A 14,127-nucleotide genomic window follows, 5' to 3' on the forward strand; every position below is an offset into this window, starting at 1 on the left:
CCGCCTCCACGTAATCGACAGCGATATACTCTGCCATCTGTGCCAGCTGTTGCACATCGACATTACCAGTGCCGTTCTCGGCCCTCGCAATGCCGGCAAGCAGGCAAGCTATCGCGAACAGGAGTATCGCAGCATTGAGGGTCAGGAAGTTTGGCCGCGGGGAACAGTTTGTCCTGTGGGTCTGCATTGACGAATGTCCGATTCCAGTTCTGATAATGATAATCGATTGCGATTGTAACCCTGTAGCCTGGCGCGGGGTCAAGGACTTCGGGTGTTCAGATGACACATATTGGCCTTCCTGCAGGCGTGGTTCCCGCCCCGGCAATTTCCTAGCCCAGCACCCGGACCCGGAAGCTGCGCCCTTTCATCTTGCCCCGCCCCAGCTTTGCCAGCGCCGTGTCCACCTCGCTGCGCCTTACCGCAACGCAGGACCAGTTGTCGTACAGGGTGATCTTGCCGACCTGCTTGCCGTCGATGCCGTTGTCGCCGGTGAGCGCGCCGAGAATGTCCCCGGGCCGCAGCTTCTGTTTCTTGCCGGCCCCGATCTCGAGGCTCACCATTGGCGGCTTGTAACCGGGGGTCTTCAGCAAGCTCTGTGGGGGCAGTGGTGCGGCTGCGATGGGCTGTTCCAGCAGGGCTTCCAGTTTCGCCAGCTTGTGGCGCTCATTGTCGCTGAACAGGGTGCAGGCCAGGCCGCTGCTGCCGGCGCGGCCGGTGCGGCCGATACGGTGTACGTAGACTTCCAGGTCGCGCGGGATGTGGTAATTGATGACCGCGTCCAGGGCGTCGATGTCCAGGCCGCGGGCGGCGACGTCGGTGGCGACCAGCACCGAAATACTCTTGTTGGCGAACTGCACCAGGGTGCGGTCGCGGTCGCGCTGTTCCAGGTCCCCGTGCAGGGCCTGGACGCTGAAGCCGTGGCGGGCCAGTTCCCTCGCGACCTCCGCGCATTCGATTTTGGTGTTGCAGAATACGACTGCGGAATCCGGCCGCTGCTGCAGTAGCAACAGGCGCAGGGCGGTGGTACGTTCGCTGTCCTCCACCTGGTGAAACACCTGGGCAATGGTACTGCTGTCGTGGGTGGACTCCACCTGTATCTGCTCCGGAGCCTGCATCACCCGCTGCGCCATGGCATCGATGCCGGGCGGGAAAGTGGCGCTGAACAGCAGGGTCTGGCGCTCTCGCGGCAGGTACTCGAGGATGGCGTCCAGGGAGGGCTGGAAACCCATGTCGAGCATGCGGTCTGCCTCGTCCAGCACCAGGGTGGTGACCCTCTCCAGTGTCAGGCTGCCCTTGTTCAGGTGTTCCTCTATGCGCCCCGGCGTGCCGACGACAATATGGGCACCGTGCTCCAGCGAGCCAATCTGGGGTCCGAAGGGCATGCCACCGCACAGGGTCAGCACCTTGATATTGTGGATTCCGCGCCCGAGACGGCGAATCTCCTTCGCCACCTGGTCCGCCAGTTCGCGGGTGGGGCAGAGCACCAGGGCCTGGACCACAAAGCGCTTGACCTCCAGTTTCTGCAGCAGCCCAAGGCCGAAGGCGGCGGTCTTGCCGGAACCGGTCTTGCCCTGGCCGATCACATCGCGTCCGGCCAGGATGGGCGGCAGGCTGCGGGCCTGTATCGGCGTCATGCTGTGGTAGTCCAGCGTGGCCAGATTGGCCAGCAGGTCGGCATTGAGGCCAAGAGTGCTGAAGGCTGTAGTCACGCTGTGCTCCGGGCTGTGCGCCCTGTCAACTGCAGGAAAGTGCTAGCGGCGCGCCCGGGATTTGCGCCGGCCGGGATTGCGTGGCAAACCGTTGTGCTGGGTGGCAAAGCTGCCGGTGCCCGCCGGCACGGTGGCGTGGCGCTTGGCGGGCTGCCGCGGCGGTATCAGGTGCATCTTGCCGTTGCCGATCAGGTCCGCGCGGCCCATCTTCTTCAGCGCGGTGCGCAATTCCGGCCAGTTGTCCGGGTCGTGGTAGCGCAGGAAGGCCTTGTGCAGGCGGCGTTGGGACAGCTTGTGCACGGTGGGCATGGTCTCGCTGTCGCGGGTCACGCGTTTGAGCGGGTTCTTGCCGCTGTGGTACATGGCGGTGGCGGTGGCCATGGGCGAGGGGTAGAAGGTCTGTACCTGGTCTGCGCGGAACTTGTTGCGCTTGAGCCAGAGGGCCAAATTCATCATGTCCTCGTCCCGGGTGCCGGGATGGGCGGCGATGAAATAGGGGATCAGGTACTGCTGTTTGCCGGCTTCCCTTGAGTATTTCTCGAACATGGCCTTGAAGCGGTCATAGCTGCCCATGCCCGGCTTCATCATCTTCGACAGCGGGCCGTCCTCGGTGTGTTCCGGGGCGATCTTCAGGTAGCCGCCGACGTGGTGCTTGACCAGTTCCTCCACATATGCGGGGGTTTCCACCGCCAGGTCGTAGCGCAGGCCGGAGGCGATCAGCACCTTCTTGACCCCGCTCACCGCCCGGGCCCGGCGGTAGAGTCCAATCAGCGGGGTCTGGTCGGTATTCAAATTCTTGCATATCCCGGGGTATACGCAGCTCAGCTTGCGGCATGCCGCCTCGATGGTCTTGCTCTTGCAGGCTACCCGCCACATGTTGGCGGTGGGGCCGCCGAGGTCCGAGATCACCCCGGTGAAGGCCGGGGAGGTATCACGGATCCGCTCGACCTCGCGGATGATGGAGTCCTCGGATCGATTCTGGATGATGCGACCTTCGTGCTCGGTAATGGAACAGAAGGTGCAGCCACCGAAGCAGCCTCGCATGATGTTGACCGAGTGGCGGATCATCTCATAGGCGGGGATGCGGGCATCGCCGTAGCTGGAGTGGGGCAGGCGGGTGTAGGGCAGCTCGAACACCATGTCCAGCTCGTCGGTTTCCAGCGGTATCGGCGGCGGATTCAGCCACACATCCCGGTCACCGTGGGCCTGTACCAGCGGCCTGGCATTGTGCGGATTGGTCTCCTTGTGCAGGATCCGCGAGGCATGGGCGTACAGGGCCGCATCCTCCCGTACCTGCTCGTAGGCGGGCAGGCGGATGACCGCCGGGCCATCGTCCGCGGGCCGGTCCAGCAGGCGCACCGCGGCCACCTCTGCCACAGCGGCACCCTCCTCACTGCTGCTGGCGCAGGCCTCGGTGCGGGTGTCGATGTAGGGGTTGATCGGGGCTTCTACCGGGCCGATCAGGTCCAGGTGGCTGGAGTCGATGACCCTGTAGTTCTCGGGCAGCCGCTTGCAGACATAGGCGGTACCGCGCAGGTCGCGGATCTGCTTGACCGGTTCCCCGGCGGCGAGGCGGTGGGCGACATCAACCAGGGCGCGTTCGGCGTTGCCGTATAACAGCAGGTCGGCGCGGGCATCCAGCAGAATGGAGCGGCGCACCTTGTCGCTCCAGTAGTCGTAGTGGGCGATGCGACGCAGGCTGGCCTCGATGCTGCCGATGATCAGCGGCACATCCTTGTAGGCTTCCCGGACCCGCTGGCTGTAGACGATCACCGCCCGGTCCGGGCGCTTGCCGCCGACATTGCCGGGGGTGTAGGCATCGTCGTTGCGGCGCTTTTTGTCCGCGGTGTAGCGGTTGATCATGGAGTCCATGTTGCCGGCAGCGACGCCGAAAAACAGGTTGGGCTTGCCCAGTACCTTGAAGGCATCGGCGCTGGTCCAGTCGGGCTGGGCGATAATGCCGACGCGGAAGCCCTGGGCCTCCAGGGTGCGGCCCACCACCGCCATGCCGAAGCTGGGGTGGTCGACGTAGGCATCGCCGGTGACGATGATGATGTCGCAGCTGTCCCAGCCCAGGGCGTCCATTTCCGCCCGCGACATCGGCAGCTCGGGAGCCGGGCCAAAGCATTCGGCCCAGTACTTGCGGTAGGAGAAAACGGGCATGGGCTGGGTTGTGGCGGACATTGCAACGGCTGCGGGGTTTTGAATGTGGGCGATATTATACGCGATTGTGGCCGCCGCCGCCGGGACTGATGCCGTACATAGTCCACTATCCATGCGGCGGCCCTGCAGGCCCGCAGGCAGTTCGCGCCCCGCGCCGGTACCTGCCGGAGCTGTGGCTCAGCTGACTTCGGCGACCGTGGCCACCATGGCCGCGGTCAGGGTTGCCAGATCCTCGTCCTGCATGATGAAGGGGGGCATGCAGTATACCAGCCTGCCGAAGGGGCGAATCCAGACGCCGCGCTGCACAAACAGGGGCTGGATCTGTTGCATGTCCACGGGTTCGTGCAGCTCAATTACCCCGATCGCGCCCAGGGTGCGTACATCGGCGACCCCCGGCAGCTCCCGGGCAGGCGCCAGACCGGTTTCCAGGCCCTGGTTGATGCGCTGTACGCAGCGCTGCCAGGGCTGGGAGAGCAGCAGTTCGATACTGGCCACGGCGGTGGCGCAGGCCAGCGGGTTGCCCATGAAAGTTGGGCCGTGCATGAAGGCACCGGCCTCTCCGTCGCTGATGCCATGGCTGACCCGGCGATTGCAGAGGGTCGCGGCCAGGGTCATGTAGCCGCCGGTCAGGGCCTTGCCCAGGCAGAGAATATCGGGCTCCACGCCGGCGTGTTCCAGCGCAAACAGCTTGCCGGTGCGACCGAAGCCGGTGGCGATTTCGTCGAAAATCAACAACACATCGAAGGCGTCGCAGAGCCCGCGCAGCTGGACCAGGTAGTCCGCCGAGTAAAAGCGCATACCGCCAGCGCCCTGGACAATGGGTTCGACGATAACCGCGGCGAGATCCTGGTGGTGGCTGGCCAGTAGCTCTTCCATCGCCGCCAGGGCCTGCTCGTCGCAGGGCTGGCCAAAGGGGACCTCTGGCGCGGGCGCAAAATACTGCCGGGACAGCGCCTCGCCGAACAGGTGGTGCATGCCGGTCACCGGGTCGCACAGGGACATCGCGCCAAAGGTGTCTCCGTGGTAACCACTGCGCAGGGCTAGCAGTTTCTGCTTGCGCGGCTGGCCCACGGAATACCAGTACTGGATGGCCATCTTCATGGCCACTTCCACGGCGACGGAGCCCGAGTCACTGAAGAATACCCTCTCCAGCCCCGGCGGAGTGATGTCGGTCAGCAGCTGTGCCAGGCGCACTGCGGGTGCGTGGGTGAGACCGCCAAACATCACGTGGGACATATCGTCCAGCTGTTTCCGCACGGCCCGGTTCAGCACCGGGTGGTTGTAGCCGTGGATGGCGCACCACCAGGAGGCCATGCCGTCGATCAATTCGCGGCCGTCCGCCAGGGTCAGGCGCACGCCGCTGGCGCTGGCGACGGGGTAGACTTCCGGCGTGTCCGTCGCCGATGCATAGGGATGCCAGATGCTGGCAGCGTCGCCCGCCTGCAGCTGGGCCCAATCGGGGCGCGCCCTGTTCACAGGACGTCCAGCAGGCTGGGCAGCAGTCGTTGCAGCAGCAGGGGCTGGGCTTCCGCGGTGGGATGGATGCCGTCCTCCTGCATCAGGCTGGCGTCGGTAGCGACGCCGTCGAGGATGAAGGGCAGGGTCCTGGCACCGGTCTCCTCGGCCACCTGGCTGAAGCTGTTGCGAAAGGCCTCGGTGTAGCGGGCGCCGTAATTGGGGGGTATTTCCATGGCCAGCAGCAGAACAGTCGCGCCGCTAGCCTGGGCCATACGGGTCATGCCGGTGAGGTTGTCACGGATACTCGCCGGGGGGTACCCGCGCAGACCGTCGTTACCGCCGAGCTCCAGCAGTACTATGGATGGCTGATGGCGCTGCAGCAGGGCAGGCAGGCGGCGCAGCCCGCCGCCGGTGGTCTCGCCGCTGATACTGGCGTTGACCACCTGGTAGTGGGGATGACTGTCCCGCAGCCGGGCCTCGAGCAGGGCGACCCAGCCCTGATCCAGAGACATACCGTAGGCCGCACTGATACTATCCCCGAGTACCAGCAGCGTCCGTGTTTGTCCCGCTGCCGCCGGCAGCGCCAGCAGGCAGCACAATCCGATCGCGAAAGCGTTGCGTAACAGTGCGAAAAGGAATCGCTGCATGATCAAGGCCGAAAATCTCCAGAAACGGGTCCCCATGGCCGGGGGCGAGCTGGAGATACTGAAAGGGATCACGCTTGAAATCAAGTCGGGAGAGTCGGTCGCCATCATTGGCGCCTCGGGCTCGGGTAAATCCACACTGCTGGGCCTGCTGGCCGGTCTGGACGAGTCCAGCGGGGGCAGGGTGGTGATCAACGACACCGATATCAGCGCACTGGACGAAGACCAGCGCGCCCTGTTCCGGGGCAGGGAGGTGGGATTTGTGTTCCAATCCTTCCAGCTGTTGCCGGCATTGACTGCGCTGGAAAACGTGATGTTGCCCCTTGAGCTGCAGGGGCAGGGCGATGCCCGCAAGCAGGCCGGGCACTTCCTGGAGCGGGTCGGGCTGGGACCGCGCCTGCACCACTATCCCAGGCAGATGTCCGGCGGCGAGCAGCAGCGGGTGGCGATCGCCCGCGCCTTCGCCAACAGCCCGGCCATCCTTTTTGCCGATGAGCCTACCGGCAATCTGGACACGGCTACCGGAGAGCACATTATCGACCTGCTGTTCGAACTCAACCGGGAGCAGGGCACCACCCTGGTGCTGGTGACCCACGATCACGCCCTGGCGGCACGCTGCCAGCACCGGTTCCGGCTCGACGCCGGCGCCCTGGTCGAGGCGGATTAGCCCGTGTCCATGACGGCGACCCGCATGTTGGCGCGGGACTGGCGCGGTGGCGAGCTGGGCGTGCTGGTTGCGGCCCTGGTACTGGCGGTGGCCGTGGTGTCCGGGATCAGCGCCTTCACCACACGCCTGCAGACTGCCCTGGAACAGGAGAGCCATCGCTTTCTGGCGGCGGACCGGGTGGTGCGCAGCGGCAGCGAAATGCCTGCCGAATGGCTCGCCGAGGCCGGGGAACTGGGGCTGCTGTCAGCACAGACTCTGACCTTTCCCTCCATGGTGTATGCGGGCGACGCGGATATGGTTCTGGCGTCGGTCAAGGCGGTCAGTGCTGGCTATCCACTGCGCGGGGAACTGCGCTACAGCGAGGAGGCGTTTGGCCCGGTGCTGGCAGCGGGCAGCGGTCCGCAGCCGGGCACCGTCTGGCTGGACTCGCGCCTGTTCCCGCTGCTGGACGTCGACATTGGTGACCGCATAGCGGTGGGCGAGGCGGAATTCACGATAGTGGCCGCTGCCCGCACCGAACCGGACCAGGGCGGGTCTTTCCTCGGCCTTGGTCCCAGGGTTTTGATGCACTACGACGACATTGCCGCCACTGCGGTAGTGCAGCCCGGCAGCCGGGTGGAGTACCGCCAGCTGTATGCCGGTGACAGCGTTGGCCTGTTGGACAGTTTTGTGGCCTGGCTGCGGCCGCAGTTGATGGCGGGGCAGAGGCTGCTGGATGTGCGGGAGGGCCAGCCTGGTCTGGGTAACGCTCTGGGCCGGGCGGAAAGCTTTCTGCTGCTCGCCGGGAGCCTGGGCGTCGTGCTCGCCGGCGTGGCGATTGCGCTGGCGGCGCGGCGCTTCAGTGAGCGTCACAACGATTACGTAGCGATCATGAAGAGCCTGGGCGCGACCTCTTCCGACATCACCCGTCTCTACGCCAGCAGCCTGTTCCTGCTCGGCCTTGGTGCCACCCTGCTAGGCTGTGGCCTGGGCTGGGGTCTGCAGCAAAGTTTCTTCACGCTGTTCGGCGACCAGCTGCCAGTGCAGCCCGGCCCCGCCGGGTTCCGGCCCTATGCCATCGGCGCGGCCACGTCCCTGGTCTGCCTGCTGTGTTTTGCCTGGCCGCCACTGCGGCGCCTGAGCCTGGCCAGCCCGCTGCGGGTCCTGCGCCGGGATATGCCGCTGGAGCAGCGCCAGACCCTGGTCGACTACGCGATTGGCCTGGCGGCGGTCAGTGGCCTGATGTGGTGGTACAGTGGCGACTGGAAACTGACTGCGGCGGTGCTGGCGGGTCTCGCGGCCACGGTGGTTCTGGGCCTGGTGCTGGCCCGGACCCTGCTGCGCGGCGGTCGGCTGGTGGGCATGAGCGCGGGCAGCATCTGGCGCCTGGCATTCGCCGGCCTGCAGCGCCGCGGCACCGCCAATGCCCTGCAGGTGGTCATTTTCGCCATGGCGATCATGCTGCTGCTGGTGCTGCTGCTGGTGCGGACCTCCCTGATCGATGCCTGGCAGACCCAGTTGCCGGAGAATACCCCGAACCACTTTGCGCTCAATATCGACCCCGAGGACGTGCAGGGTGTGGAACAGATGCTGCGCGCGCAGGAGGTTCCCGGTGCCGCTCTGTCGCCGATGATCCGCGGCCGGATTCTCACCGTGAACGGTGAGGACCTGCCGCGACGTAGCGAGGCGGAGGAGGAGGGGCGTCGCCAGCGCGAGGCCAATTTCACCTGGTCCGATGAGCTGCCAGCGGGCAACAGCCTGGTGCAGGGAGTATGGTGGGCACCTCAGAGCGATGCCGCGGAAGTGTCGCTGGAGCGCGATTTCGCCGAGCGCTTTGGCGTTGTTCTCGGTGACCGTATTGGCTTCCAGGTCGGTTCAGAGCCGTTCGAGGCGACGGTGACCAGTATTCGCGAGCTGGACTGGCAGTCCTTCAATCCCAACTTCTGGCTGGTGTTCCCGCCGCGCCTGCTGGCGCCTTACCCGGCGACTTTCATGACCAGCTTTTTCCTGGAGCCTGAGGAAAAGCCGTTCCTGAACCGGTTTATTCGCAGCTTTCCGACGGTGACAGTCATCGAGATGGACGTGGTGGTGGCCCAGGTCAGGGGCATCATCAGCCAGGTTTCGGCGGCGGTAGAGCTGGTGCTGGTGGTCATCATGGCGGCCGGTGCGCTGGTTCTGGTGGCCGGAGTACAGGCCAGCGTCGACGCCCGCATGCACGAGAGCTCCATCCTCCGTGCGCTGGGTGCGCGCCGGCGGCTGGTTCTGGGTGGCCTGCTGATCGAGTTCGCGGCCATGGGGCTGTTTGCCGGAGTGCTGGCCACTGTCGCGGCGGAGCTGTCGGTCTATATCCTGCAGGCTCAGGTGATGGGCATGCAGTACACGCCATCACCCTGGGTCTGGCCGCTGGGTATTGCGGTAGGTACCGTACTGATTGCGGGTCTGGGCGTGTTCAGCTGTCGCAAGGTGGTATCCAGCCCGCCACTGGCCGTGCTCCGCGAGCTGTAAGTCCGGCAGCGCCGGCCGGCAACACCAGTTGCTGGTCAGTGGCTGCTGATGCCGGCAATGAAGGTCTCCACACCGAGCTCGACCTGGCGGGGAAGGTCGATGTGGCGTTGGAACAGCTCCGGGGCATCGACCAGCAGGGTGGCCAGGCCGTGGATACCCGCCCAGGCAGCGTTGGTGAGATAGGCCAGGTCCTGCTGCCGGAAAATACCCTGTTCGATACCGCGGCGAAGAATGGACTGTACCTGCTGGAAAGTGTCGCGGCTGGCGTCGCGCAGTTCCGGTTGGGAGTCCGGATGCACGGAGGGGCCGAACATCTGCTTGAACATCTGCGGGTAGCGGCCGGCATACGCCACGTAGGCATGGGCCAGTGCCTTTAGCTGCTCGCGCGGACAGTCCCCGGTAGTGTCGGCCGCCTCGCGCAGGCTGGCCAGGAGGCGGCGGTAGCCAATGGTGGCCATCGCCGCCAGCAGGTCATTCTTGTCGCTGAAGTGGCGGTAGGGTGCGGTTTGCGACACCCCGATACCGCGGGCCAGGGCCCGCAGGCTCAGCGCCTCAACGCCCAGGGTTTCCAGCTGCTCCACGGCAGTGTCCAGCAACTCTGCCCGCAGGTTGCCGTGGTGGTAGCTCTTTTGCCGGGCCTCGTGCCGCACGCCGCTCCGCGCCTAGGGCAGCAGGTGCTGGACGGCGTCCCGCTCCTCGGCCAGCTCCTGTTCGGTGGCCTTCATCTTCTGGCGGCTGAAGTCGCCGACCTCGACGTCCTGGACGATCTCCCATTCACCGTTCTTGCAGCGGCAGGGAAAGGAATAGATCAGGCCTTCGGCAATGCCGTAGGAGCCGTCGGAATAGACGCCCATGGAGACCCAGTCATCGCCCTCGGTCCCCAGCGCCCAGGAGTGCATATGGTCGATGGCCGCATTCGCGGCGGAAGCGGCGGAGGATGCGCCGCGGGCCTTGATGATGGCCGCTCCGCGCTGCTGGACGGTGGGAATGAAATCGTTCTCGTACCAGCTCTGGTCAACCAGCGAGATGGCACGCTTGCCGCTGACTTCAGCGTTGAACAGGTCCGGGTACTGGGTGGCGGAGTGGTTGCCCCAGATGGTCATGTTGGTGACGTCATTGACAGTCTTGCCGGTCTTCTGGGCAATCTGGGACATGGCTCGATTGTGATCCAGGCGCGTCATGGCGGTGAAATTGCGCGGGTTGATGTCCGGCGCGTTGCGCTGGGTGATCAGGGCATTGGTGTTCGCGGGGTTGCCGACTACCAGCACCTTGATGTTGCGGCTGGCGTGGGCATCGATGGCCTTGCCCTGTACCGAGAAGATGGCGGCGTTGGCTTCCAGCAGGTCCTTGCGCTCCATGCCCGGGCCGCGGGGGCGGGCGCCGACCAGCAGGGCGTAGTTGGCGTCCTTGAAGGCAACGTTCGGGTCATCGGTGCAGATAATGTCGGCCAGCAGCGGGAAAGCGCAGTCGTCCAGCTCCATCTTGACGCCGTTGAGGGCTTCCATGGCGGGGGTGATGTCCAGCAGCTGCAGGATTACGGGCTGGTCTTCGCCCAGCATGTTGCCGGCGGCAATACGGAACAACAGCGCGTAGCCAATCTGGCCGGCGGCTCCGGTGACGGTCACTCGAACAGGTGCTTTCATCGGGTAAGGTTCCTCAAAGGTCGGATGGTCTGGTGTTTCGGGGGCGACATTGTCGAGTGAAACGGGTGAAAAAACAACCCGCAGCCTGTAAAATGCGCGGCCACACAGGTATCCGAAGCAGGCAGGGCGTGCGCGAACTTTCCCGGAAAGAACGGCTGGAATTCAACAAGTTGCAGAAGCGCTTGCGGCGCAACGTGGGCAATGCCATCGCCGACTACAACATGATCGAAGCAGGTGACCGGGTGATGGTGTGCCTGTCCGGGGGCAAGGATTCCTATGCCATGCTCGACGTGTTGATGGCCCTGCGGGTCAGCGCGCCGATCGACTTCGAACTGGTGGCGGTGAACCTGGACCAGAAGCAGCCGGGTTTTCCCGAGGATGTGCTGCCGGCCTACCTGGAGCAGCTGGAGATTCCCTACTACATCCTGGAGAAGGATACCTACAGCATTGTGCGCGAGGTCATTCCCGAGGGCAAAACCACCTGTGGCCTGTGCTCGCGCCTGCGCCGTGGCAGCCTGTATGGCTTCGCCCAGGATATCGGCGCCACCCGCATCGCCCTGGGTCACCACCGCGACGATATCGTCGAGACCCTGTTCCTGAACATGTTTTTTGGCGGCAGTCTGAAGGCCATGCCGCCCAAGCTGCTCTCCGACGACGGCCGCAATGTGGTCATCAGGCCCATGGCCTATTGCAAGGAGAAGGATCTGGTGGCCTACGCCGACTACAAGGCATTCCCCATCATTCCCTGCAACCTCTGCGGATCCCAGGAAAACCTGCAGCGGGTACAGATCAAGCAGATGCTGAAAGACTGGGAGCGCCAGTATCCCGGGCGCACGGAAACCATTTTCCGCAGTATCTGCAATGTCGCACCCTCGCAGCTTGCGGATACCGCGCTGTTCGACTTCGGCAAACTGCGCGCGGAGGTTGACCGCGACCTGCACTTGCCCGCCATTCGCGTAGTCAATCTCTAGGTGGGGGTCCAGGCGACCCCGGCCGGGCTGCTGCTGGAAGCGGAGAACCTGGGCCTCGAGCGCGGCGGCCGCCAATTGTTCAGTGGCATTGACCTGCGGGTGGGGCCGGGCGAACTGGTGCAGATCGAGGGCGCCAACGGCGCCGGCAAGACCAGCCTGCTGCGGATTCTCGCCGGGCTCTCCCGCTACGGTTTCAGCGGCGCTGTCAGCCGTCACGCACCGCAACTGTTCCTCGGGCATCACAGCGCGGTCAAGGGCTTGCTGACGCCGCGGGAAAATCTGGCCTGGCATATCGCCGGCGAAGCGGGGTTCAGCGCCGATGAAATCGACCAGGCGCTGGCGGCGGTGGGGTTGTATGGCTATGAGGATGTACCGAGTCACGCGCTCTCCGCCGGCCAGCACCGGCGGGTCAACCTGGCCCGGCTGTATCTGTCCCGGGCTCCGCTGTGGCTGCTCGACGAACCTTTTACCGCCATAGACCGCAGCGGCGTTGCCGAGCTGGAAGCGCGCCTGGCTCTGCACCTGGCTGGCGGTGGCTCGGTATTGTTGACTTCCCACCAGCTCGTGGCGGTGCCATACCCGCTGCTCCGCCTTGATCTCGCCACGGGGCTGTTGCAGTGAGGGTCGCCAGCAGTGCCGCATTCTGTGCCCGTCTACTGCGCCGCCAGCTGGTGCTCGGTCTGCGTCGCCCGGTGGAGATTGGCAACCCGCTGCTGTTCTTTGCCATGGTGATCGCCCTGTTTCCGCTGGGGCTGGGGCCAGCGCCGGATACTCTGGCGGCCTTTGCCCCGGGTATCCTCTGGATCGTGGCACTGTTGTCGAATCTGCTCACCTCCGAGGGCGTGTTCCGCAGCGACTTCGAGGATGGCAGCCTGGAACAGCTGCTGCTGGCGCCCCAGCCGCTGTACTTTTCGGTGCTGGCCTATGTGCTGGCGCAGTGGCTGCTGACCGGCTTTCTGCTCGGGCTGCTGTCGCCCCTGTTTGCGCTCATGCTGGGGCTGGAGGTCGGCGCGATTCCGGCGCTGGCGGGCAGTCTGCTGCTGGGCACCGCGGTGCTGAGCCTGGTCGGCGGCATAGGTGCCGCCCTGACCGTGGGCCTCAGGCGCGGCGGCATGCTGATCTCATTGCTGATCCTGCCGTTCTACATGCCGGTGCTGATCTTCGGCAGTGGGTCGGTGCAGGCAGCCATCGCGGGCGCTCCAGCCGCGCCTTACCTGGCGCTGCTGGGTGCGATGTTGTGCATGGCGGTGGCCCTGGCTCCCTTCGCCATTGCCGCCGGGCTGCGCATCAGCGTCGACTCCTGAGCGATTTACGTCGATTCACATTGTTCGGGGCCCGGGTCCTTGTATAATTGCGCGCCTATGTGGTCTCTCTTCCATAAGTTTGGCTCCCCTCCCTGGCTGTATCGCCTGTCCGGGTCCATCCTGCGTTGGCTGTTACCCATTACCGTTATCGCCCTGCTTGCCGGCTCTGTGTGGGGGGTCCTGTTTACCCCGCCCGACTTCCGCCAGGGCAACAGCTATCGCATCATCTATATCCATGTGCCAGCCGCAGTGGTCGCCCTGGCGGGTTACTATGTGATGGCGATCGCGGGTGCCGTCAGCCTGATCTGGCGGATGAAAATGGCCGATGTCGCGATGCGGGCCTGCGCGCCGATTGGCGCTGCCCTGACCTTCATCGCCCTGGTGACCGGCAGCATCTGGGGCAAGCCCACCTGGGGTACCTGGTGGGTGTGGGATGCCCGGATAACATCCATGTTGATCCTGTTCTTCCTTTATCTCGGGGTCGTCGCCCTGTACGAAGCCTACGAGAACAAGGAGCTGGCGGCCAAGGCCTGCGCGGTGCTGAGCCTGGTGGGGACAGTGAACATTCCCATCATCTACAAGTCGGTAGACTGGTGGTACAGCCTGCACCAGCCGGCCTCGATCAAGTTTACCGGGGGCACGACCATCGACCCGAGCATGCTCTACCCGCTGTTGCTGATGATTGTGGCCTTCTACGCGCTGTTCACCTGTGCGCTGCTGTTGAACATGCGCGCGGAAATCCTGCAGCGTGAGCAGCGTACCGCCTGGGTGAGGCGACTGGCAGGGTCAGGGGAGTCCGACTGATGTATTTTGAGTCCGTGGCCGCAGCCCTGCAGATGGAAGGTCACGGCGCCTTTGTCTGGTCCGCGTACCTGATTACACTTGGGGCTATTGTTTTGATCCTGTACGCACCGAAACGCAGGGAAAAGCGGTTCCTGCGTCAACTGGAAGGGCAAATCAGGCGCAGCGGTGGCAATGCCCCCGGCGCCGCCAAGGAGGTTTGATGCACCCCGTACGCAAACAGCGCCTGTATCTCGTCCTGTTCCTCGTGTTCTTTTCCAGACCGATGGCGGCACTGGAAAAG

14 protein-coding genes are annotated in these 14,127 nt (G+C 64.8%); 8 read left to right on the top strand and 6 right to left on the bottom strand.

All coding sequences use genetic code 11. The annotated features are described in order from the left end of the window. The coding region (locus tag RJQ10_RS09820) for a hypothetical protein (protein WP_350146073.1) at nucleotides 1–190 on the top strand (190 nt) is incomplete at its 5' end. 139 nt (nucleotides 191–329) lie between these two features. Here the strand turns inward: RJQ10_RS09820 and dbpA are convergent. The 4 genes from dbpA to RJQ10_RS09840 all read right to left on the bottom strand — a co-directional run bounded on the left by dbpA (nucleotide 330) and on the right by RJQ10_RS09840 (nucleotide 5,977). Then, nucleotides 330–1,709 carry an ATP-dependent RNA helicase DbpA gene (gene dbpA / locus RJQ10_RS09825; RefSeq protein WP_350146075.1) on the bottom strand — a complete coding sequence of 460 codons (1,380 nt, stop codon included), beginning with the start codon at nucleotides 1,707–1,709 and terminating at the stop codon, nucleotides 330–332. Nucleotides 1,710–1,751: 42 nt separating this feature from the next. Then, a complete protein-coding gene (locus tag RJQ10_RS09830; RefSeq protein WP_350146077.1) occupies nucleotides 1,752–3,893 on the bottom strand; it encodes a YgiQ family radical SAM protein in 2,142 nt (713 codons plus the stop codon). Nucleotides 3,894–4,049: 156 nt separating this feature from the next. Next, on the bottom strand, nucleotides 4,050–5,348 hold the full coding sequence (gene bioA, locus RJQ10_RS09835) for an adenosylmethionine--8-amino-7-oxononanoate transaminase (protein ID WP_350146079.1): 1,299 nt from the start codon (nucleotides 5,346–5,348) through the stop codon (nucleotides 4,050–4,052). Beyond that, nucleotides 5,345–5,977 (bottom strand): arylesterase, encoded by a 633-nt coding sequence (locus RJQ10_RS09840; protein ID WP_350146081.1) that lies wholly within the window; start codon nucleotides 5,975–5,977, stop codon nucleotides 5,345–5,347. The genes bioA and RJQ10_RS09840 overlap by 4 nt, the downstream gene beginning before the upstream one ends. Here RJQ10_RS09840 and RJQ10_RS09845 point away from each other — a divergent pair. Together RJQ10_RS09845 and RJQ10_RS09850 are read left to right on the top strand one after the other, a co-directional pair. Beyond that, on the top strand, nucleotides 5,976–6,641 hold the full coding sequence (locus RJQ10_RS09845; RefSeq protein ID WP_350146083.1) for an ABC transporter ATP-binding protein: 666 nt from the start codon (nucleotides 5,976–5,978) through the stop codon (nucleotides 6,639–6,641). The genes RJQ10_RS09840 and RJQ10_RS09845 overlap by 2 nt on opposite strands. A 9-nt stretch (nucleotides 6,642–6,650) precedes the next feature. Further along, complete coding sequence (locus RJQ10_RS09850; RefSeq protein WP_350146085.1) at nucleotides 6,651–9,125, top strand: ABC transporter permease; 2,475 nt, start codon at nucleotides 6,651–6,653, stop codon at nucleotides 9,123–9,125. Between the two features lie 35 nt (nucleotides 9,126–9,160). On the opposite strand, the gene RJQ10_RS09855 is transcribed toward RJQ10_RS09850, so the two are convergent. Beyond that, on the bottom strand, nucleotides 9,161–9,775 hold the full coding sequence (locus RJQ10_RS09855) for a TetR/AcrR family transcriptional regulator (protein WP_350146087.1): 615 nt from the start codon (nucleotides 9,773–9,775) through the stop codon (nucleotides 9,161–9,163). Between the two features lie 12 nt (nucleotides 9,776–9,787). Beyond that, nucleotides 9,788–10,768: a malate dehydrogenase gene (locus tag RJQ10_RS09860; protein ID WP_350146089.1), complete on the bottom strand. Its 981-nt coding sequence runs from the start codon at nucleotides 10,766–10,768 to the stop codon at nucleotides 9,788–9,790. 92 nt (nucleotides 10,769–10,860) lie between these two features. Here RJQ10_RS09860 and ttcA point away from each other — a divergent pair, with 92 nt between their 5' ends. Genes ttcA through ccmD form a run of 5 tightly spaced genes read left to right on the top strand, consistent with a single transcriptional unit; the run spans nucleotide 10,861 to nucleotide 14,047 of the window. Next, entirely contained in the window at nucleotides 10,861–11,739 is an 879-nt protein-coding gene (ttcA, locus tag RJQ10_RS09865) for a tRNA 2-thiocytidine(32) synthetase TtcA (RefSeq protein WP_502880227.1), read from the top strand. After that, nucleotides 11,740–12,360, top strand: coding sequence for a cytochrome c biogenesis heme-transporting ATPase CcmA (ccmA, locus tag RJQ10_RS09870; RefSeq protein WP_350146093.1), 621 nt, complete (start codon nucleotides 11,740–11,742; stop codon nucleotides 12,358–12,360). After that, the gene (gene ccmB, locus RJQ10_RS09875; protein WP_350146095.1) at nucleotides 12,357–13,043 is read left to right on the top strand and encodes a heme exporter protein CcmB; all 687 of its coding nucleotides are present in this window, start codon (nucleotides 12,357–12,359) and stop codon (nucleotides 13,041–13,043) included. The genes ccmA and ccmB overlap by 4 nt, the downstream gene beginning before the upstream one ends. Nucleotides 13,044–13,100: 57 nt before the next feature. Beyond that, a complete protein-coding gene (locus tag RJQ10_RS09880; protein WP_350146097.1) occupies nucleotides 13,101–13,847 on the top strand; it encodes a heme ABC transporter permease in 747 nt (248 codons plus the stop codon). 32 nt (nucleotides 13,848–13,879) lie between these two features. After that, the gene (ccmD, locus tag RJQ10_RS09885) at nucleotides 13,880–14,047 is read left to right on the top strand and encodes a heme exporter protein CcmD (protein ID WP_350146099.1); all 168 of its coding nucleotides are present in this window, start codon (nucleotides 13,880–13,882) and stop codon (nucleotides 14,045–14,047) included. The last annotated feature ends 80 nt before the right edge of the window (nucleotides 14,048–14,127 follow it).

This window comes from Haliea sp., from assembly GCF_040222615.1.
In the GTDB taxonomy this organism is placed as follows: Bacteria; Pseudomonadota; Gammaproteobacteria; order Pseudomonadales; family Halieaceae; genus Haliea.